Origin of the sequence: Flavobacterium taihuense (genome assembly GCF_019351435.1) — a bacterium.
GTDB lineage: Bacteria > Bacteroidota > Bacteroidia > Flavobacteriales > Flavobacteriaceae > Flavobacterium > Flavobacterium taihuense.
Genome location: NZ_JAHWYN010000002.1, coordinates 288,868 through 310,794 on the forward strand (window position 1 = coordinate 288,868; position 21,927 = coordinate 310,794).

Consider the following 21,927-nt stretch of genomic DNA (forward strand, 5'->3'; position numbering starts at 1 on the left):
GTTTGGAATTTTTTTTGGATTTTTATGTTATAGTTTAACAATAATTTACAGATGACAAGATGACATTTATTTAAATTTGGTTTGTAATTTGATGTTTGTTTAGAAACAGAAAAAAAACAAAAATATGGGAATGAGTTATTTGATTCTTGCAGGTGCGATCATGCTGGCAAGTTGGTTAGTGAGTTCTACACTAAAAAGTAAATTTGAATTTTACTCCAAAATACATTTGCAAAACGGGATGTCGGGTGCCGAAATCGCAGAGAAAATGCTCGCCGATAACGGAATTCGGGACGTGCGGGTGATTTCAACACCAGGACAGCTGACAGATCATTACAATCCAGTGGATAAAACAGTTAATTTAAGTGAGGCAGTTTACAATCAACGCAATGCTGCGGCTGCGGCTGTTGCGGCGCATGAATGCGGGCATGCGGTACAGCATGCTGTGGGTTATCAATGGCTGACGATGCGTTCTCAATTGGTGCCAATTGTAAATGTGGCTTCGTCATATATGCAATGGATTTTATTGGCAGGAATCTTGATGCTTCGAACTTTTCCGCAATTGTTATTGGTGGGGATTGTTATTTTTGCAGCAACGACTTTGTTTTCTATCATCACCTTGCCGGTAGAATATGATGCTAGCAACAGAGCTCTGGCGTGGTTAGAGAACAAAAACATGCTGACACAGCAAGAGCAGGCTGGAGCGAAAGATTCCTTAAAATGGGCAGCCAGAACGTATGTGGTTGCAGCGTTGGGGTCGATAGCTACTTTGTTGTATTATGTCTCTATTTATATGGGAGGCAGAAGAAATTAAAAAAGAAATAGTTCAAATAAAAAATTCCAAATTCCAATTTTACAATCGGGATTTGGAATTTTTATTGTTATTGAAATTGCAATTGTTATTGCCATTTCATAGAAATCTATTTTCCTTTATTTGCTTCAGCAATATATTTTTCTAAAGCCATAGTCATCGATGGAGTTCCAGGTGTTGGAGCCATAATGTCTATTCGTAGTCCATGATCTAAGGCTTCTTTTTGGGTTGTGCTTCCAAAAACAGCAATTCGAGTATTGTTTTGTTCAAAATCAGGGAAGTTTTTGTATAATGATTTGATTCCGGTTGGACTAAAGAAAGCCAAAACATCGTAATAAACATCGGCTAAATCAGATAAGTCGCTCATAACCGTTTTATAAAAAGTAGCTGGAGTCCAATCTACTTTTAAAGCGTTTAATGTTACAGGGATATCTGCGTTTAATTGGTCTGATGCTGGTAATAGGAATTTTTCGTCTTTGTATTTTTTGATTAAAGGCGATAAATCAGCAAAATCTTTTGGGCCTACATAAATTTTTCGTTTTCTGTATACTACGTATTTTTGCAGGTAAAATGCGATTGCTTCAGATTGGCAGAAGTATTTTAGTCCTTCAGGAACTTTATAGCGCATTTCGTCTGCTACTCTAAAAAAATGATCGACACCATTTTTACTTGTTAATATAATAGCTGTGAAGTTGTTGAGATCGATTTTTTGCAGTCTAATCTCTTTTGCGCTTACTCCTTCTACGTGAATAAAAGGTCTGAAATCAATTTTCACTTTATGCTTTTGTTGCAGCTCAAAGTATGGAGAATTTTCCACTTTAGGTTCTGGTTGTGATACCAAAATTGTTTTCACTTTCATATTTAAATAATTTCTAAACGCTACCTTTTGTAAACCAATAATACATAAAATAATAGGGTGCTATTTCAAGAGTGCAAAGGTATAAAATAAAATAAAACAACTTACCGAAAATTTCTTTTCTGTAATTTTTTATCGCGTATATATATAGTAAAATGTTCAAAACTACTATACTATATAGAACTAGCATTGGAATATTTTTTAAAATAGATTCATAATAGAATAAAATGATGTCAATTGGCAGTAATAATAAGCCTACATAAGTGCGATAGGTAACTTTCTGTAGGTTAAACTGTTCTATGAATTCTTCTATTTTGAATGTTGTTGCTATGATTTTTTCGATTAAAAACTTGGATAAAATGAAGTAAATGACAAAAGTGAATATTTGGATGAATAAGATCCAGTCTGTTTTTGATCCATAGCCAAATTGGTTTAGTAAAATTTGTACAAAGAATGAAAAGGAAATAATCTGAACAAAAAATAAAGAGATAGAAAACATCCCCATCAAGTGGCTGCTGTCTCTGTATATTCGGGTGTATTTATCGGAGAATATTAATTTAGTAAAATCTTCAAAACGGTTTTCATAAACGGATTTTGTTAAAGCAATGATGCCAAAAGCCATAATAAAAACTAGGGTTACCCAGTCATTAGTGTCGGTTATTCTAGGATGAAGTACATGTTCTGTCATAATTACAGCAAAATTAGTGATTTTTATAACATTATTTATTATAATTTTATAATAATCAAATGGCATAAAAAGGTTACTTTTGCACCGAAATTATACGAAACATGAACAATTCCATTGTTATAATTCCTACCTATAACGAAATTGAAAACGTTGAAAGCATTGTTAGAGCAGTGCTCTCTCAACACAAACCTTTCCATGTCTTAATTATAGATGACAACTCTCCAGATCATACTGCAGATAAAGTGGTTTTGCTTCAGGCTGAGTTTAAGGATAGGTTGTTTTTGGAGAAAAGAGCTAAGAAATCTGGTCTTGGTACTGCTTATGTACATGGTTTTAAATGGGCATTGGAGAACAAATATGACTTTATTTTTGAAATGGATGCTGATTTTTCTCATAATCCTTATGATTTGGAGAAATTATATGATGCCTGTCATTTTGGTGATGCCGATTTGGCTATAGGCTCTCGTTATGTTACTGGGGTAAATGTTGTAAATTGGCCGTTGAGTCGCGTTTTAATGTCCTATTTTGCATCTGTTTATGTTCGAATGATTACGGGAATGAAAATACACGATGCGACTGCGGGATTTGTTTGTTATAAAAGAGCAGTGCTGGAGTCTATTAATCTGGATAAAATTAAATTTGTTGGGTATGCCTTTCAGATTGAAATGAAATACCGTACTTTTTGTAAGAAGTTCGCAATTACGGAAGTGCCCATTATCTTTACAGATAGAACCAAAGGGCAATCCAAAATGAGTAATTCGATAATAGTTGAAGCAGTATTTGGAGTGATATCACTGCGTTTAAAAAAGTTATTTAACAGTTTGTAAAAGAAAAGATACTATGAAATCGCTATGATTATAAACTTTGCATTAGCAAGAACAAATAAATTAAAGGCGATAACATATATGAAAACTAACAAATAAAATTCCACATATATGAATAGATATTTAATTAAAAATGCTAAAATAGTAAATGAAGGAGTTATTTTTGAAGGTGATGTACTGGTAGAGAATGAACTTATTGTAGAGGTTTCTGAAAACATTAGTCTAAAATCTTCGGATTGTATGATTATTGATGCTGAAGGGAATTATCTTTTGCCTGGCGTTATCGATGATCAAGTTCATTTTAGAGAGCCGGGACTTACCCATAAAGGGGATATTGAATCGGAATCTCGAGCTGCAGTTGCTGGAGGAATTACTTCTTATATAGAACAACCCAATACGGTTCCTAATGCGGTTACTCAAGAAATTCTGGAGGAAAAATATAAAATTGCTGCTGAAAAGTCTTTTGCCAATTATTCTTTTATGATGGGGGCTACCAATGACAATCTTGAGGAAGTGCTAAAAACAAATCCTAAGAATGTTGCTGGAATCAAAATATTTTTGGGGTCTTCTACAGGGAATATGTTGGTGGATAATGAAGCGGTTTTAGAAAAAATATTTTCTTGCACTTCAATGTTAATAGCGGTTCATTGTGAAGATGAGACGACGGTTAAAAACAATTTAGAAAAATATAAAGAAGAATATGGTGAAGATGTACCAGTGACTGCTCACCATCTTATTCGCAGTGAAGAAGCCTGTTATATTTCTTCTTCGAAAGCGGTTGCTTTGGCAAAAAAAACTGGAGCAAGATTGCATGTTTTTCATCTTTCGACTGCAAAAGAAATGGAATTGTTTACCAATAAAATTCCAATTGAGGATAAAAAAATTACTGCCGAAGTTTGTGTGCATCATTTATGGTTTACCAATGAGGATTATGCAACAAAAGGGAATTTGATTAAATGGAATCCTGCGGTAAAAACCGCTAACGATAGAAAGGTGCTATGGGAAGCGCTTAATGATGGTCGCATAGATGTAATCGCAACAGATCATGCTCCTCATACATTGGATGAAAAAAAGCAAAAATACCTGCAAGCTCCTTCTGGAGGGCCATTAGTACAACATGCTCTTGTGGCTATGTTTGAAGCGCATCATCAAGGAAAGATAAGCGTTGAGAAAATTGTTGAAAAGATGTGTCATAATCCAGCCAAGATTTTTAAAATCGAAAAAAGAGGTTTTATTAAAGAAGGCTATTATGCCGATTTGGTGATTATAAATTCAGGATTGCCTTGGAGTGTTAAGAAAGAAAATATATTATCAAAATGTGGTTGGTCTCCTTTTGAAGGCTTTACTTTTAAATCTAGAATTACGCATACTTTTGTAAATGGTAAGTTGGTTTATTCTGGTTTTAAAGTAAAAGACATTCGCGCTGGTCAAAGAATGTTGTTCGACAGATAAAATACATTTAGATGAAAAAATACATATCTCTTTTTGTTTTAGTTGCCTTATTTTTGAGCTGCAATAAGGATTTGGTTGAAAAACCAGACAATCTTATTGACAAAAAAGTGATGGAAGATATTTTTTATGACATGTCACTTTTGGAAGCTTTAAAATATCAAAATCCAAATTCATTATATACCAATGGTATTAATCCAAGGACATATATTTTTAAAAAATATAAAATAGACAGTCTCCAGTTTGCAAAAAGCAATGCCTATTATGCTGCCGATTATAGGGAATACAAAAAAATGTTTGATGATTTAAATGATAGATTGAAAAAAGAAAAAGCAGCAGTGGATTTGAAAATCAAAAAAGAAGCTAAAAAAGCCGCAGCACTGAAAAAAACAAAAGCCAAAAAAGTACAGGATTCTATAAAAGAGGCTAAAAAAGCCAAGGATTTAAAAATTAAAAAAGAGAAAGATTCTATACTTAATGCAAAAAATGAAAAGGATTTAAAAGCTAAAACGAAGAAATAATTACAAATTTGTAATTTCCTTTATATAATCATGAACGTCTTGGAATGTAATATTCAAGGCGTTTTTTGTTTTTTCGTTTGAATATAAATCTTTTGAATACGAAGATCTCGCTGAGGCTTTGCTTAGTTGTCTTTTTTGTCCAAAAAGGATAGAAGTAATCCAGTCTAACTTTGATAAAGTATTCATCATAAAAGGAGTGGCGTGGTAGTTAGGTCTTTTGACTTTTAAGGCATCAGCAATAGAAAATAACAGATCTTGAAAAATAATATTCTGACCAATTAACGTAAATCTTTCGCCACTAACGGGACTTTTCATCAATTGGTGCATTATTGACACGACATCGACGACGGTCACAAAGCCAGTTGAACCTTTAGTGTAAAAAGACAATCCATTTTTTACTTTCGTAAAAAGTTCACCACTTCCTTGGTTCCAAAACCCAGGTCCAATAATAACACCAGGATTTACGATCACTACATCAAGGCCTTCTTGTTGCGCGCGCCAAATTTCCATTTCAGCACCGTATTTTGAAATAGCATAATCGCTATGCGGTTTTTCAGGATTCCATTCGGTCTCTTCGGTAATTATGGATTCATGTTCGGCTAAGTCTCCAAGCGCCGCTATGGAGCTTACATGACAAAGTTTCTGAATAGTATAAGCCAAACAAAAATTGACAATGTTTGCTGTGCCTTCAATGTTGGTCTTCCGAACGAGTTCTTCATCTTTGGGATCAAATGAAATCGTAGCAGAACAATGGTATACTTGTCTTATTTCCTGAAATGCGTTTTCTAAAGCTGGAATATCTAGGATATCGGCTTGAATCCAGTGTATTGATTCATAGAGTGATTCCTTTTTGTATAATGAAAACAGTGATTTTGTTTTTTTTATACTATCTGAATTTCTGTAAATGGCGCGAACATTTTCTCCCTTTTCTAATAAGTGAATTAAAAGATGTGCGCCCACTAAACCTGTTCCTCCTGTTACTAATACCATATAGACAAATATATTATTTAATGTTGATTCGTTAAATCGTTTAAGTGTTTATTTGGTATTTTTTTTCGATTAAGCGATCAAAGAAATAAGCAAATCAACATTAAATTTTATCTTTGCTCAAAATTGATTATTTTATAGATGAAAAATATTATTTCCGAATTACAATGGCGCGGTTTAGTTCACGATATCATGCCAGGAACCGAAGAACAGCTTTTAAAAGAAATGACAACTACCTATATTGGATTTGATCCTACGTCAGATTCATTGCATATTGGTAGTCTGGTGCCAATAATTTTATTGGTTCATCTTAAGAATTTTGGTCACAAACCTATAGCTTTAGTGGGAGGTGCAACTGGAATGATTGGAGATCCTTCAGGTAAATCTGATGAACGAAATCTTTTGGACGAAGCTACTTTAAATCATAATGTTGAAGGAATAAAAGGTGTTTTGTCACGATTCTTAGATTTTAACGATACTGCCCTAAATGCTCCAGTTTTAGTCAATAATTACGATTGGATGAAAGGCCTGTCATTCATCAATTTTGCTCGTGACGTAGGTAAACGTATCACAGTAAATTATATGATGGCCAAAGATTCTGTGAAGAAAAGATTATCTGGAGAAGGCGAAGGAATGTCATTTACGGAGTTTACATACCAATTGATCCAAGGGTACGATTTTTATCACTTGCACAAAGAATATAATTGTTTGTTGCAAATGGGAGGTTCAGACCAATGGGGGAATATCACCACTGGAACTGAATTGGTTCGTAGAATGAATGTTGGTGAAGAGGCCAAAGCTTTTGCAATGACTTGTCCTTTAATTACCAAAGCTGATGGTTCTAAATTTGGAAAATCTGAAGGTGGAAACGTGTGGTTGACGGCTGATAAAACTTCAGTTTATAAATTTTACCAATTTTGGTTGAATACTACCGATGTTGATGCCGAGAAATATATTAAAATCTTTACTTTTCTGGATGAACCGACTATTAATGCTTTAATTGAAGAGCATAAAGTAGCGCCACATTTAAGAGTTTTGCAAAGAAAATTAGCCGAAGAGTTGACAGTATTTGTTCATTCTGCCGAAGAATTAGAAAAAGCGATCAAAGCTTCGAATATTCTTTTTGGTAATGCTACAGCCGATGATTTGAAACAACTGGATGAAGCTACTTTTCTAGAAGTTTTCGATGGAGTTCCTCAGGCAGAGATTACAAGGAGCGATGTTGAAGCAGGATTGGATATCGTTACTGTCTTGAATGTAAAAACAGGATTTTTTAAATCAAATGGAGAGGCTAGAAGAGCTTTGACTGCCAATTCTATTTCAGTGAACAAAGAAAAAGTGAACGAAACATTTGTGCTTTCAACAAAAGATTTGATTAACGATCAGTTTGTTTTGTTGCAAAGTGGAAAGAAAAATTATTTTGTGATTAGGGTTGTTTAACTGTTTTTATATGTTTAATCGATAAATCGTTTATTCGTTTGACCGATTCAACTTTTTAAATAACCATCAAATTACAACCTCGAATATCAGAATTATCAAAACGTCCCAATACTTCGAAAGTGGTATTGGGATATTTTTTGCCCAGATCCTGTGTGGCAATAAAGGAACAGGAATTGATGTTAGCAAGATCGATAACGTTAATTCCGCCTGTTTTTCCGTCTTTTATATAGGTTAAGGCATCTTCGGTGTCGCGAATGTGGATTTGCATCCAAGAAGGGCATTCAAACACGCCGTTTCCTAGCGAATAAGCTTGAGATAGTAATTCGGTCATTCCATATTCAGAATGGATGGCAGTAACGCCAAATCCGTTGCAAAGTTGTTCGTGCAATTCTTCCCGAATTATTTCTTTACGCTTTCCTTTCATGCCGCCAGTTTCCATGATAATGGTATGTTGTAGCTGGAAAGTCTGTTTTTCGATTAAATCCAATAAGGCATAAGTAACGCCAATCAAAATTACATTTTGTCCTGCTTGGTCCAAATGAATCAGTTTTTGGATTAATTCGTCATGATTATTTAGGTAGAACCCACTTTCGCTGTTGTTGGTCAATTGTATTAAATCTTCAACCATATAAATCAATGAGGATCCTTCTCTCTCAAGATAGGAGGGAAGTAGAGCCAAGACAACGTAATCTTCAATATTTCCGTAAAATTGGGAAAAGCCTTTGCGATAACTTTCTTCATAAATGGAAACATCCGTTACCAAATGTCTACTAGTGATGGTTCCCGTTGTGCCGCTACTGGTAAAAGTTGCCTGAATTGGATTGTTGTTTGAGACAACATTATGGCTTTTGAAAAATTGAATAGGTAAAAATGGTATTTGATGCAGTGATTTTACTTTTTGTGGATTTGTTTTTAGTAAATCACAAAATTTTTGGTACACCAAATTGTTTTCATATTGAAATCGGAATACTTTTAAAGCTATTTTTTCAAATTGCTTCTGACTGGAAATCGTAAATATGTCGCTGGCTGAAATCAAGTTCTTTTTTTTGCAAAGGTATTATTATTTTTAGAACTATTCAGTTCGTATTTACTATTGAAAGGCGATAGAATCTAGATGATGTTAAAAACAAAATGAATCTCAGGTAAAATAATTTGCGCTTTTTTAAGTCATTATAAAAGCGCAATTATTTGGTAAATAGAATAGTGTTTGTTGCTTACGAAGATTCGCAAATTATTGAATTTTGATGTTTGTGGATTTGAAAAGGCTGCAAAAAAAAAGTTCCAATTGAAATTAGAACTTTTATAGTTATGTTAAGAAGAATTATCGGATTATCAATTTTCGACTGCTAGTTGCGTTTTCTTCTGTGATTTTAATGATATAAACACCAGGTGACAGATTTGAGACGTTAAGCTCCTTGGTGGTAATCATAGTTTGTAATACTTTTTTTCCTAATACATCAAAAATGATAATTTCTTTTTCTAAATCATTTTTTGATGTAATGTATACTTTACCAGTGGTCACAGGGTTTGGATACAAATTTAAACCTTCAATTGAAGTGTTTTCTTGTATTTTTGGCGTTTGCTTACTGTCTTGTGCTACTGCACTAGAAGTAAAGAAAATAGCCAGTAAGAGAGTAATATAAAAGTAGTTTTTTGTCATTGGCTTTATATAATGATCAGTAAAGATAATAAAATATTCAAAATCCAAGCAAAAAAAGAGACTGTTTTTTTAGAACAGTCTCTTTTGTAAGTTTTTATATTGAAATGATTACAAGCCTACAGACCATCCTGAAGCCCAAGTTGGAGCAGAAACACCATTACCGGCACCAGTTGCAGTAGCTGACTCAGTCGCTACAGCAGTTACGTCAGCTGAAGTTGCGTCTGTTTTCTTTCCTTTAGTTTTTGTAGGAATAGTTGAAAAATTTACATTTGAAGCTTTTAACGATGTTCCAACACCTGCAATAGTTTCGTCGTGCTCTACGTCGATTCCTGTTTTGAAGTCACTCAATACTACGTTTGACAAAATTCCTCTCGTTCCTCTTCTCATTTTCATAGCTTGGTTTTCTGTGTAAATTGTTGCATCAGCAGCAATTCCAGCTCCAATTAATGTGATGTTTGTGATTGAAGGATTTGATAATGGAGTATTTGCAAAACCTAATTCAAAGTTGTCTGCTTCAATACCTCTGTTTCCTTTTCCGAAAGCTAATTTGCCATACCAATTAGTGTTTGTTCCCATCCAACCTTCTGTCCAGTCAAATTGATCGTCTTCATTACCGTATGAGATAAGATTTGAAGTGTTTACAGTTCCTCCAAAAAACTCAAAGCCGTCATCAGCACCGTGATACGCTTCTACATATTCGAAAACAGTTCCAGACCCTACTGCAAATAAGGAAACGCCATTAAATTCTTTTTCGCTGTTGAAAGCGGCTCCAGCATATTCAATCCTTAAATATCTGATTGATCCAGAATTATCATTTGCAATGGTACCACCGTAAGTTAAGTCGGCAACCTCAGATTGTGCAGTACTTGTTCCTCCAGTTACACGGTTGATTGGAGCTTTACCACAAATTACTAAGCCTCCCCAGTCACCAGCTTTTTTAGTAACCAAACCACTTGTCATGATTACAGGATTTGCGCTAGTTCCATTTACGTTTATTTTTCCACCTTGTGATACAGCAATGTAGGATGCAGTTCCACCAGTACCCTCAATTTTAGTTCCTGCAGGAATGGTTAATGTAGCGCCTGCATTTACTTGTAATTTTCCAGTTAATTTGTATGTTGTGCTAGCTGAAAGGATAACTTCTCCATCTTTTATAGTTCCTTGAAAGTTATTAGCATCTACAACAAATGTTGATGAAGGTGTTTCATTGTTGCTGTCGCTTGAACAGCTAGTTAAGAATGATGCAGTTACAGCAAGAATTCCGAATAATTGTAAGAAAGATTTTTTCATGATTTTAATAGTTTTGTACATGTTTTTGTTAGGGCAAAGATTGCATGATTTATTTTTTTATAGGTTAAGCCATTGTGAATGTTAGTTTAATTAAACTTTACATTATCATTACGATACTGTTTCCAATGTTAACAAAATTCACATATAAAAAGGGCAGTGATTAGCTGCCCTTAGGTTTTTAAAATTGATAGTTTAGGCTTAGGCTAAATGTAAGTCCCTTTTTGTATGATAAAACATTAATGTCTTCAGTTTTGTTTTCCTGAACTCTGTCAATTGTGGGGTCTAGAATATTCTTTGCTACAAAATCGAGACCAAGTTTTTTGTTTAATTTGGTTTTTGCAATAAAGTCTAATGAGCCAAAAGCTTTGTCAACTAAATCGCCCCTGTCATTTGTCCCAATTGCATATACTCTATCGGAAAAATAAGTATAGGCAATGGTTGTGTTCAAATTACTTTCTTTGTTGTTCCATTCATTAAATAAGGAAATGTCAGCATTTAATAATAAATCAGATGCGCCAGTAAACCTGCTTTCTTTATTTGTAAATACTACATTGTAATCTGTTTCAGCGATTACTTTTTCGGTGCTTAAATCTTGATTGCTATACAAATAAGAAGCGTTTATTCCTGCAGAAAGTTTCTTTGAGTTGGTTTCATCAATATTTAAAAGTAATTTGCGGTATTCTAATTCCGCTCCTCCAACATAACCAAAATCTCCTGTGTTAATAAAGGAAATATCATTTGTTGAAGAGGCAATGGTAACTTCATTCATTGGGTTTTGAATGTATTTTCCAAAAGCGGTTATGGATATCAATTCTTCACTTTTTGCGAACATTTCCCATTTTAAATCTAGGTTGTAATCATCAGAAGCATATAGGTTTGGGTTACCAACTTTTACTTCAGTAACATCTTCGTATACAAATAAGGCTCTTTCTTTGAATTGAGGTAATGTATACGTTTTGCTAAACCCAAAACGCAAGTTTTGTTTTTCGGTCAATTCATATTTCAAAGTCAAACTGGGCAAAATCGCAACTTTGTCTAATTCATTTTTCCCACCACTTGGGTCAAGTTGGGTGTTCCATTCTACATTTTGGAATACATATTCTCCTCTTAAACCAAGTACACCCGAAAGCCTCTCCCATTTGTATTCGGTGTTCAAGTAGCCGCCATTTATGTATTGTTCCCCATTGTATGTTTGAGGTTTCAATGCGTTTGAAACTTGAGAATTACCTCTAAACGTTGTGATTTCGAAGTAGCCATTGTCTAGATTTTGTTGGTTGTAAAACAAATCCAGATTGTTTGGGTCTACAATTGTGTTGGTAAAACCTTGGTTGGCTTTAAAGTTAAATTGTGTAGCTTCGAAGTCTCTTGTTTTAAATCTTCCGTTGTATCCTAAGGTAAATTTACCTTTGTATTCGCCTTCTCCAGTTTTATTGAATTTATAATCAAAAGCTAAATTAGCTGCAGTTTCATTTTCAGATAATTTCTGGAAGTATCTATGGTTGTCTGGTGCAGAAATGCTTGATAAAACATAGCCGTTTGGTTCTTTTCTTGTAATATTTTGTGTTCTATCTGGCATGTTTCCATCGATCATATTGGCAGAAAGCCCCCAATTGAACTTCGAACGGTCATTGAATTTGTGTTCCCCTAATAATTGATTGATCCACAAGCTGTTTTTTTCATATTTGTTTCTGCGAATAAATCCGTTTCCATCATTAGCGATATCAACAATGTATCCAGAATATTCTTCTTTGCTTAATGATGAGGTATTTATGAAAACAGTATTGAAGTTTACTTTATTGCTGTTGTTAATTTTATAGCTAAGATTTGTCATTGCTGTAAAATTGGTGTTATAGCTGTCAAGGGTATACGTTTTGAAATCCTTGTTAATAACTCCATTGCCATTCACGCTCCCTTTTGCGGAACCGTTATTTCTGGAAGTATAGTCATTGGTAAACGAAACAGTTGCGAAAAGATTTAATTTGCTATCGCCACCTGTATCAAATGATTTACCACCTGTAAGAGTTATAGAACTTCCTATTGGACTTTTGGAGTCAAGCTGTAAAGTGTTGTAATTATATTGGGTTAATGGATTGCTTGGGATCGCAGGAATACTAAAGCCAGAAGTACTAATGTTTTTGTGTAATGAAAAGGTATCATTACCGATAGCATTGCTGTTTACTTCAGACCCAATGTCAAGTCTTAAGTATCCATTTCCTTTGTAATCTTTGGATACAATATCGACGTTTCCTCCAGCGAAATCTCCAAACAATTTACTGTTGTACACTTTGTCTATGGAAACATATTCTAAAATGTCTGTTGAAAAGATGTCTAAATTAAGGTTTTTCTTTTCAGGATCATTCGAAGGGATTGGTAAGCCGTTCATAGTAGTAGAATTGTAACGGTCTCCTAAACCTCTTACAAAAATAGCGCCTGAACCTTCTTGTTTTGTGATCCCAGTTGTTTTCGTCACAGCAGTAGCAACATCACTTACCCCTTTTCTGGATAGTTCTTGTGCTCCAATAGTTTGTTTGATTTCGACTGCATTTTTTTGTTCCAATAACAAAACTGTTTCTTTTTGCCTGTTTACATTTGCTTTCACTACTACGTCTTTCAGTGTGTAACTTCCAGAACCCAATGATTTATTCAGTGTTACTGTTTCGTTGGTAACAACAGTTACAGGTACCTCTACAGATTCGTAGCCTAGAAAACTAAATTGTACAGTGTAATTTCCTGGGGCTATAGTAATTGTGTATTTTCCTTCTATGTCTGTGTTTGCGCCAATTTTTGTTCCTTTTATCAGCACATTGGCAAATGGTAAGGATTGATTTCCGGAATCTTTGTCTAGTAAAACACCTGTTATTGTTCCTTTATTTTGAGAGAAACCAATAGCGCAAATAAATAGTGTAAAGAATAGAAATTTTAATTTCATTTTGTGTAGTATTTAATTTTTTGCAAATAAATGGCAGGATTCTAGTTTTTGTGTTAACATCAAGTTATGAATCGATGTCAGAATTATTATAAAATTGTTAACATATTAAATTAAGGTTAAGTCCTTGTTTTTTGTATTGTTACTTCTGGTTTATTATTACTTTTACATTGCAATAAAAAGTCGTTGTATCCTGCTAAGGATCAAATACAATAGAAAAGCTTAATTTTTTGCTATTAAATATGAAGAAAAGAAACACCAAGATTCTTCTGGTTGATGATGAACCAGATATTTTAGAAATTGTAGGCTATAACTTAGCGCAGGAAGGTTACCAAATAGTTACTGCCGTAAATGGTAAAGATGCTATTGAAAAAGCTAAAAAAGAATTGCCGAGCCTTATTATTATGGATGTCATGATGCCAGAAATGGACGGAATGGAGGCATGCGAGCATATTAGAAGAATTCCAGAGTTGAATAATGTGATTATTACGTTTTTGACAGCCAGAAGCGAAGATTATTCCCAAGTTGCTGGATTTGATGCTGGTGCCGATGATTATATCACAAAACCGATTAAACCAAAATTATTGGTTAGTAAAGTCAAGGCTTTGTTACGAAGATTGAAAGAACAAGACCAAAACAGCGAAACGCTAAATGTTGGCGGAATAGAAATCAACCGTGAAGAATATAAAATTGTAAAAGACAATATCGAAATTGCTTTACCAAGAAAAGAGTTCGAATTGTTTTATTTATTGGCATCCAAGCCAGGGAAAGTGTTTAAAAGAGAAGAAATTTTAGACAAAGTTTGGGGGAATGATGTTGTTGTTGGTGGTAGAACAATCGATGTTCATATTAGAAAACTTCGTGAAAAAATTGGGGATGATCTTTTCAAAACCATAAAAGGAGTTGGTTATAAATTTGAAGTTTAAATAATTTGGTACTTTTGAAAGGTTTTTAAAATCTTTTCAATGTCTATACTATCGCGTGCAATATCACAAATGAAAGTCAATTTTAAAAAGAGTTACAAATTTGCTATAAAATCATCTCTATATATCAGTTTATTTGTTTCGGGATTTTGTATGATTCTTTCAGCAATACTGTTCAAATCTTCTTTTAGTGGCATACTGTCGTTTGGTTTTATTAGTCTGTTTTTTGTTTATGTGTTTTCGTTTTTTGTGTTACAATACCGCGTAGAACGATTTATATACCGAAGAGTTAAAAAAATATACGATGACGTTGCACTCTTAGAATCGAGTACGTTTATCAATAAGCCAATCACTACCGATATGGAAACTTTAACCCGGGAAGTAAAGAAGTTTGCTACCGATAAAAAGTTAGAAATCGAAATGCTTCAAATACGGGAAGAATACAGAAGAGAGTTTTTAGGAAATGTTTCGCATGAGCTTAAAACTCCATTATTTACCGTTCAGGGGTATTTGTCAACTCTTATAGATGGTGCGATGGATGATAAATCCATTAGAAAAAAATATCTGAAACGTGCCGAAAAAGGAGTAGAGCGACTTATTTATATTGTAGAAGATTTGGATATGATTACCAAATTAGAATCTGGAGATTTGAATCTGGAGTTTACAAAATTTGATATCGTAAAACTGATTCACAATGTTTTTGATTTGCTGGAAATGAAAGCCGATAAAAAGAATATCACTTTGGCATTCGAAAATGATAGCATTCAGCCCATTTTTGTTAATGGTGATAAGGATAAAATTCAGCAAGTGGTCGAAAATTTAATTGTCAATTCCATAAAGTACGGAAAAGAAGGCGGTTTGACCGAAGTTTCAATAGTTAATTTGACTAATAAAAAAGTCTTGGTTCGCGTTACCGATAATGGAGAAGGGATTGAAGCACATAATATCCCGCGTCTTTTTGAACGCTTTTATAGAGTTGATAAAAGTGGATCTCGATCGGAGGGAGGTTCAGGTTTAGGTCTTTCCATAGTGAAACATATTATTGAAGCACATAAAGAGAAAATTTATGTGGAAAGTGAGTTTGGAATTGGCTCTGAGTTTTCGTTTACTTTAGAAAAAACATTTATCACCGATCAATTTGGCTTAAAGAAGAAATTAAATTAAACATTTGTTAACTTTGATAAAAATTTATAAACAGCTGATTTTCAATTTAAAATTAATTTAAAAATAAGAAAATATACCTTATATTTATTTAAGAAAAAACCGATTAACATTAAATTATCATCTAAATAACATTGTGTTAACTTTAACTTAACATTGCAGTATCACCTTTGCGCCAAATTAACATTCATATTTAAAGAAAATGAAAAAAGTTATTGTTGCAATACTGGTATCGGTTTGCGGTGTGGTTAGTGCTCAAGAAGTTGAAAATGACTCAATTAAATCAATTAGTCTTGACTCATTACAACAAGCCATTAATGAACATCAATTGAAATTTGATGCTCTAAACGAACAATTGTCGCCTATGCAAGAGCAAGTAGACAGAATGTCGAAATTAAAGATATCAGGATATATGCAAGTTCAGTTCGAAATGTATAATTATCAAGATATACCTGTGGTAACACCTGCAAGTGGAACAACTCCCGCAAAAACCTCTTATTATCAGCTTAAGCCAGGTACTTCTGAGACCAATGTGCCGTTGGCTACCAATTCTGTCGATGTGAACAATTCTTTTAACATAAGAAGAGCTAGGATAAAGTTTACGTATCAACCATTAGAAGGAGTGATTTTTGTTTTACAACCTAACTTTTCATTTAGTGCAGTAACTCTTAAAGATGCTTATGTTCAATTAAATGATCCTTGGATTAATAGTTTTCAATTGTGGATAGGTCAATTCAATAGACCAGATTATGAAGTTGAATTTTCTTCAAGAGATAGGATAATAATGGAAAGAAGTAGAATGTCAGGAATTTTATATCCACAGGAAAGAGATTTAGGTGCAAAAATAAGTATGAATTTAGCAACTCAATATGAGATTCCTTTGAAAATTGACATCGCTGCATTTAATGGTAACTTTGGAGAGGGACCAATTGCTAATCAAGTTACAGATGTGGATAGTGAAAAAGATTTTGTAATAAGAACAACTTATTCTTTACAATTTCCAAAGCAAGGTTTAGGAATTGATTTTGGAGCCAATGGATATTTTGGTAAAAATACTGTTTTTGCTGCGGGTACTTACAGTGATGTTAACAGTAATCCTTTTACAGCAGCTGTTGGAGATAAATTAAAAAAACAATGGTTTGGAGCTGAAATGCAGGTTTTTAGTGATTTACTTGGAGGTTTAGCTTTGAAATCTGAATTTAATAAAGGGGTGATTTCAGGGACGGCAGGTTCTGCTATCGTAAATAATAACCCTTCATTTAATTTTAGCGGTGAGAGAGAATTTACAGGTTATTATGTCACATTAGAGAAAAATTTTGGAACTAAATTTCAAGCAGGTGCACGATATGATTCTTGGGATCCAAATAATAAATTGAAAGGAAATGAAGTAACTGTTGCTCAAGATTTGAAAGTTCATACTTGGGGGTTTGCTTTTCACTACTTCTTTACAACAAATACAAAAATAGGATTGGGTTATACAATGCCAATTAATGAAACAAGTACTACTGTGGGTGGTATTTATAACGACGATGTTAAAAATAATACAACAACACTAAGATTTCAAGCAAGCTTTTAAAAATAAATAAAATTAATAATTTATATCAAAATGAAAACAACAAAATTAAAAACAGTATTGATACTAATGGTTGTAATGGGAATTGGATTTTCATTCACCACTATAAATAAAGTGACCGTAAAAGGGTCTGATACAATGGTTATTTTATCTCAAAAATGGGCTGAGGTATATATGAAGAAAAACCCAGGAACTTCTATTCAAGTGACTGGTGGTGGATCTGGAGTAGGTTTGGCAGCATTAATCAATGGATCAACCGATATTGCCAATTCAAGCCGTCCTATTAAAGCTTCTGAAGTAGAGAAATTGAAAGCTAGATACGGTACATTAGGAGTTGAAATTCCTTGTGCAAAAGATGGTTTGTCTGTTTATTTGAATAAAGCCAATCCAGTTACTACTTTAACTTTGAAACAAATCGGACAAATTTTTGCTGGAAAAATTACCAATTGGAGCCAAGTAGGAGGACCGGATGCTACAATCAAATTATACGGAAGAGAAAGTAGTTCAGGTACATTTGGATTTTTCAAAGATAACGTAGTGAGAACAGATTTTTCGCCAACTTGTCAGACATTACCTGGAACTGCTGCTATAGTAAATGCAGTAAAAAAAGATAAATATTCAATTGGCTACGGTGGAGCTGCTTATGCAGAGGGAGTAAAAGATTGTGCCGTAAAGAAAGATGATAAAAGTCCAGCTATTTTGCCTACTGCAGCAACTATTAAAAATCATACTTATCCTATCGCAAGGTATTTATATATGTATTTGAAATCGAAACCAACTGGTGAGGCGAAAGCATTTATCGATTGGATTTTGAGCCCTGCAGGTCAGGCGATTATTGAAGAAGTGGGTTATTATCCGTTGAAATAATAGTAAGTTAAATATTCCTCATTTTTTAAGTGGGGGATATTTGTGTTTAAACTATATGAATTCTTAAATATATTAGATGAATTCCGAATCACCTATCAAAAAAACTTTTACGCAGGAAAGTTTGAAAAAACAATTCAGGCTTTCTGAATTTCTTGCTGAGAAATTTATTTCTATGATTGCTTTTTTATCAATAGCGATTATATTTTTAATTTTCATTTTTGTTTTCAAAGAGTCATTGCCACTATTTAGTTTTGGAAGTGATGCTAAAGCAAAAACTGAAGCTCAAGCAACAAGTGCTAATAAACCTGAAAGCTACGGTACTGAACCTGAGGGGGATTTAAAACCAGAATCCTATGGTACTGAGAACGCGGAAGATCTAAAACCAGAATCCTATGGTACAGAAACTACTAAGGATTTGAAACCTGAAACGTATGGTTCTGAACCTGCGGACGATTTAAAGCCGGAAGTATATGGCGATGCACCAAAAGAAGATTTATCAGTTCCAGCAGAGGACGAATCAGTGGGAGCTGTTTCTGAAAATCAAGAAGGCTCAGATAAAACCTGGAATACTTTTTTTACTTCAGAATGGGTTCCCGTTTCTGAAAATCCTAGATTTGGATTGTTGGGATTGTTAATTGGCACTTTAAAAGTGACTATTATTGCAATGCTTATCGCTGGACCTTTAGCTGTTCTAGCGGCATTGTTTACTTCTTGTTTCGCTTCAAAGAGAGTCAAGGAAATTATCAAACCTATTATCGAAATGCTGGCTGCGTTTCCATCTGTTGTTATTGGTTTTTTTGCCTTAATGGTTTTGGCTAGTTTTTTCCAGGACGTTTTCGGTTATGACTCCAGATTGAATGCTTTTGTAGGTGGAGTAGCGATGGCTTTGGCTGCTATTCCTATTATTTATACCATTTCAGAAGATGCATTGGCGGCGGTTCCAAAAACATACACCGAAGCAAGTTTAGCATTGGGCGCGAGCAAATGGCAAACTGCTTTTTTTGTGGTTTTACCGGCGGCAACACCTGGTATTTTTGCTGCGTTGTTATTGGGCGTGGGAAGGGTTTTTGGGGAAACCATGATTGCTTTGATGGCAACTGGAAATGCAGCTTTGGTGTCAGCCAATCCATTTGAAAGCGTGCGTACTTTTGCAGCCACTATTGGTGCTGAAATGTCTGAGACTGTCTTTGGGGATACTCACTATAGCGTCTTGTTTTTTATAGGGTCTTTACTTTTCATCTTCTCATTTGCTTTAAATGCTGTAGCTGAGTTTTATGTTAAAGGCAAATTATTGAAAAAATTCCAAGGGAAATAATTATGGATAAAGTATTAAATGAATCAGAAGGTCACTTTTTTTCGAGTAGAAAGAGCACTTCAGATATAAAAGGGAAAATTTTTGTTGGTTTAACGCAGTTAGCCGTGATACTTATCATTTCGATCCTTTTTATTATTTTGGCGGTTATTGTTTATCAAGGACGATCTAAATTTTCTTGGGAATTTATTTCTTCTTTTCCAACAAATGGAATGACCGAGGGTGGAATTTTCCCAGCCTTAATAGGGACTTTTATTCTTGTTATCGTTATGTCTATTGCGGCAGTGCCTTTTGGAACAATCACTGCTTTGTACTTAACAGAATATGCAAGTGAGAACTCTAAATTTGCAGCTGCGGTTCGATTCTCCGTTCGTACATTGGCAGTTGTGCCATCGATTATATTTGGTCTTTTCGGTCTTGGGTTTTTTATCCAATTTTTGGGTGCTGGTGCTGATACTGCTTTTAATGGAGGTGAATTGCGTTGGGGACAGCCTAATATTCTTTGGGCGAGCTTAACGATGGCTTTATTAACCTTACCAGTTATTATAGTGTCTGTTGAAGAGGCCTTGAAAACCATTCCTCGTGAATTGAGAGAAGCCAGTTTGGCACTTGGCGCAACCAAATGGCAAACAATAAAAAAAGTAGTGCTTCCCGGTTCTGTTTCGGGAATTATGACGGGTACTATTCTTGCTGTAAGTAGAGGTGCCGGTGAGGTTGCCCCAATATTATTTACAGGAGCAGCTTATTATTTGGCTACACTACCAGGGTCTTTGAGTGATCAATTTATGAATTTGGGGTATCATGTTTACATTATGTCCACTCAATCTTCAGATGTAGAGAAAACCATGCCAATACAATTTGCAACCACTTTGGTATTGTTGATTTTGACATTATCATTAAATGTTGTGGCGGTAATTATTAGGTCAAGAATCAGAAGAAAAGCAAAATAATATTCAATCGACTAAATAAATCATTATTTTAGACTCAACAAATAAACAATGAAATGAGCATCATTGTAAATAGGTTGCAAAAACTAATAATAGTAGTAATGCGAATTACATGTGACCAATAAAAACAAGAAATATCTACACATGAAAGACATAAAAATAAAGGTTAATGATTTATCATTATACTACGGAGATAAAAAGGCCTTGAACGAAATCACAATGGATATTCCGGCCAACAAGGTAACAGCTTTAATTGGACCCTCAGGCTGTGGAAAATCAACTTTTTTGAGATGTATTAACAGGATGAATGACCTTATTCCAAGTGTTTCGATTACTGGGAAAATGTTAGTGGAAGGAGTTGATATTTACGACAAAAATGTTGATGTTGTCAATATCCGAAAGAAAATTGGTATGGTTTTTCAAAAATCAAACCCTTTCCCAAAATCGATATATGAGAATATTGCCTATGGACCTCGAATTAATGGAATGAAAGATAAAACGGAATTGGATGAAATCGTTGAAACTTCTTTGCGCCAAGCGGCTATCTGGGATGAGTTAAAAGATCGTTTGGACGATTCGGCTTTAGGGCTTTCTGGAGGTCAACAGCAACGTTTGTGTATTGCCAGAACATTGGCGGTGAGCCCTGATATTATTTTGATGGATGAACCAGCAAGTGCTTTGGATCCTATTTCAACTTCTAAAATTGAAGAATTAGTGCATCAATTAAAGGAACAATATACTATTATTATTGTGACACATAATATGCAACAAGCAGCTCGAACGAGTGATCATACAGCTTTTTTTTATATGGGTAATTTAATAGAGATGGGAAAAACAAATTCTATATTTACCAAACCAGTACAAAAACAAACGGAAGATTATATTACAGGAAGATTTGGTTAATAGTTTTAAGTATATTAGTTTTGGTATAATAGTTGACTAAACTATTAAACTTATAGACTATTAAATTTATAAACTTCTTCAATTTTAAATAAAATACAATGGCAACACATTTCGAAATGGAACTAGATAACTTAAAAAGTATTATTAAAAAGATTGGGAAATTGGCTGAAGGTCAAGTGAGCGAAGCAGTCAAAATACTTTTACAGGAACCAGAAGCCGCTGAAGGAAAAATCATAAAAAAAACTGAAAACAAAATTGATAAATTAGATATCAAAATAGATGAGATTTGTCAAAGTATTTTTGCTTTGCAGCAACCTGTTGCTTCTGATTTACGTTTTATTATGTCGGCGATGCAAATCAGTAATGAGATTGAGCGAATAGGAGATTTGTCCATTAGCATTGTAAAAAAGGCAAAAAACATAAAGGAAAAACACGATTTGATTCTAAAATTTGATATTGCTGATATTGCCAGACAAGTTGAATTGATTACAGTTAAAACCAATAATTGTTTTGCCTCACAAGATGGTAATGCAACTGGAGTGATATTTGTTTTAAACAAGGACATTAGAAACAGCTGTGAAGATGCCATTCATGATATTATCAATGAAATGAAGGTGAATTCAAAAGCTGTGGTTTCAGGAACCAATCTGGTGATTGTTTTAAAACATTTGGAACGCATTTCGGAGCATTGTACCAATATCGCGGAGTATGTTTATTTTACGGTTAATGCAAAAATTATCAAACACGATAAATCGGATGATTTAAAGGCTGAGGAATAATCGGCATTCAAAC

At 34.1% G+C, this 21,927-nt stretch carries 20 protein-coding genes; 13 read left to right on the plus strand and 7 right to left on the minus strand.

Annotated elements, in window-relative coordinates; genetic code table 11:
* Window positions 1-124: 124 nt before the first annotated feature.
* Window positions 125-811, plus strand: coding sequence for a zinc metallopeptidase (locus KZH69_RS02860; protein ID WP_219315954.1), 687 nt, complete (start codon window positions 125-127; stop codon window positions 809-811).
* A gap of 106 nt (window positions 812-917) precedes the next feature.
* Here KZH69_RS02860 and KZH69_RS02865 read toward each other — a convergent pair whose 3' ends face one another.
* On the minus strand, window positions 918-1,667 hold the full coding sequence (locus KZH69_RS02865; protein ID WP_219315955.1) for a uroporphyrinogen-III synthase: 750 nt from the start codon (window positions 1,665-1,667) through the stop codon (window positions 918-920).
* Between the two features lie 13 nt (window positions 1,668-1,680).
* The gene (locus tag KZH69_RS02870) at window positions 1,681-2,352 is read right to left on the minus strand and encodes a DUF4271 domain-containing protein (RefSeq protein ID WP_219315956.1); all 672 of its coding nucleotides are present in this window, start codon (window positions 2,350-2,352) and stop codon (window positions 1,681-1,683) included.
* Between the two features lie 101 nt (window positions 2,353-2,453).
* On the opposite strand from KZH69_RS02870, the gene KZH69_RS02875 reads away from it, so the two are divergent.
* From KZH69_RS02875 to KZH69_RS02885, 3 genes are all read left to right on the plus strand, one after another.
* Entirely contained in the window at window positions 2,454-3,179 is a 726-nt protein-coding gene (locus KZH69_RS02875) for a polyprenol monophosphomannose synthase (protein ID WP_219315957.1), read from the plus strand.
* Between the two features lie 108 nt (window positions 3,180-3,287).
* A complete protein-coding gene (locus KZH69_RS02880) occupies window positions 3,288-4,628 on the plus strand; it encodes a dihydroorotase (RefSeq protein ID WP_219315958.1) in 1,341 nt (446 codons plus the stop codon).
* 11 nt (window positions 4,629-4,639) lie between these two features.
* Window positions 4,640-5,146: a DUF4296 domain-containing protein gene (locus KZH69_RS02885; protein WP_219315959.1), complete on the plus strand. Its 507-nt coding sequence runs from the start codon at window positions 4,640-4,642 to the stop codon at window positions 5,144-5,146.
* Here the strand turns inward: KZH69_RS02885 and KZH69_RS02890 are convergent, their stop codons facing one another.
* Window positions 5,147-6,136 (minus strand): NAD-dependent epimerase/dehydratase family protein, encoded by a 990-nt coding sequence (locus KZH69_RS02890; protein ID WP_219315960.1) that lies wholly within the window; start codon window positions 6,134-6,136, stop codon window positions 5,147-5,149.
* Window positions 6,137-6,274: 138 nt separating this feature from the next.
* Between KZH69_RS02890 and tyrS the strand changes: the two genes are divergently transcribed.
* On the plus strand, window positions 6,275-7,573 hold the full coding sequence (tyrS, locus tag KZH69_RS02895; protein WP_219315961.1) for a tyrosine--tRNA ligase: 1,299 nt from the start codon (window positions 6,275-6,277) through the stop codon (window positions 7,571-7,573).
* A 55-nt stretch (window positions 7,574-7,628) separates the two neighbouring features.
* Here the strand turns inward: tyrS and KZH69_RS02900 are convergent, their stop codons facing one another.
* From KZH69_RS02900 to KZH69_RS02915, 4 genes are all read right to left on the minus strand, one after another.
* Window positions 7,629-8,609, minus strand: coding sequence for a LuxE/PaaK family acyltransferase (locus KZH69_RS02900; RefSeq protein ID WP_219315962.1), 981 nt, complete (start codon window positions 8,607-8,609; stop codon window positions 7,629-7,631).
* A 285-nt stretch (window positions 8,610-8,894) separates the two neighbouring features.
* Window positions 8,895-9,233, minus strand: coding sequence for a T9SS type A sorting domain-containing protein (locus KZH69_RS02905; RefSeq protein WP_219315963.1), 339 nt, complete (start codon window positions 9,231-9,233; stop codon window positions 8,895-8,897).
* 108 nt (window positions 9,234-9,341) lie between these two features.
* Window positions 9,342-10,523: a beta-helix domain-containing protein gene (locus KZH69_RS02910; RefSeq protein WP_219315964.1), complete on the minus strand. Its 1,182-nt coding sequence runs from the start codon at window positions 10,521-10,523 to the stop codon at window positions 9,342-9,344.
* A gap of 178 nt (window positions 10,524-10,701) precedes the next feature.
* Window positions 10,702-13,452 (minus strand): TonB-dependent receptor, encoded by a 2,751-nt coding sequence (locus KZH69_RS02915; protein ID WP_219315965.1) that lies wholly within the window; start codon window positions 13,450-13,452, stop codon window positions 10,702-10,704.
* A gap of 239 nt (window positions 13,453-13,691) precedes the next feature.
* Here KZH69_RS02915 and KZH69_RS02920 point away from each other — a divergent pair, with 239 nt between their 5' ends.
* From KZH69_RS02920 to phoU, 8 genes are all read left to right on the plus strand, one after another.
* Entirely contained in the window at window positions 13,692-14,375 is a 684-nt protein-coding gene (locus KZH69_RS02920; protein WP_219315966.1) for a response regulator transcription factor, read from the plus strand.
* A 69-nt stretch (window positions 14,376-14,444) separates the two neighbouring features.
* A complete protein-coding gene (locus tag KZH69_RS02925) occupies window positions 14,445-15,536 on the plus strand; it encodes a sensor histidine kinase (RefSeq protein WP_219316066.1) in 1,092 nt (363 codons plus the stop codon).
* A gap of 199 nt (window positions 15,537-15,735) precedes the next feature.
* Entirely contained in the window at window positions 15,736-17,109 is a 1,374-nt protein-coding gene (locus KZH69_RS02930) for a porin (RefSeq protein ID WP_219315967.1), read from the plus strand.
* A gap of 30 nt (window positions 17,110-17,139) precedes the next feature.
* A complete protein-coding gene (locus KZH69_RS02935; RefSeq protein ID WP_219315968.1) occupies window positions 17,140-17,973 on the plus strand; it encodes a PstS family phosphate ABC transporter substrate-binding protein in 834 nt (277 codons plus the stop codon).
* A gap of 76 nt (window positions 17,974-18,049) precedes the next feature.
* Window positions 18,050-19,288 carry a phosphate ABC transporter permease subunit PstC gene (pstC, locus tag KZH69_RS02940; protein ID WP_219315969.1) on the plus strand — a complete coding sequence of 413 codons (1,239 nt, stop codon included), beginning with the start codon at window positions 18,050-18,052 and terminating at the stop codon, window positions 19,286-19,288.
* Window positions 19,289-19,290: 2 nt separating this feature from the next.
* Window positions 19,291-20,235 carry a phosphate ABC transporter permease PstA gene (gene pstA / locus KZH69_RS02945; RefSeq protein WP_219315970.1) on the plus strand — a complete coding sequence of 315 codons (945 nt, stop codon included), beginning with the start codon at window positions 19,291-19,293 and terminating at the stop codon, window positions 20,233-20,235.
* A gap of 141 nt (window positions 20,236-20,376) precedes the next feature.
* The gene (gene pstB / locus KZH69_RS02950) at window positions 20,377-21,135 is read left to right on the plus strand and encodes a phosphate ABC transporter ATP-binding protein PstB (protein ID WP_219315971.1); all 759 of its coding nucleotides are present in this window, start codon (window positions 20,377-20,379) and stop codon (window positions 21,133-21,135) included.
* Between the two features lie 98 nt (window positions 21,136-21,233).
* Window positions 21,234-21,914 (plus strand): phosphate signaling complex protein PhoU, encoded by a 681-nt coding sequence (phoU, locus tag KZH69_RS02955; RefSeq protein ID WP_219315972.1) that lies wholly within the window; start codon window positions 21,234-21,236, stop codon window positions 21,912-21,914.
* Window positions 21,915-21,927 lie beyond the last annotated feature (13 nt).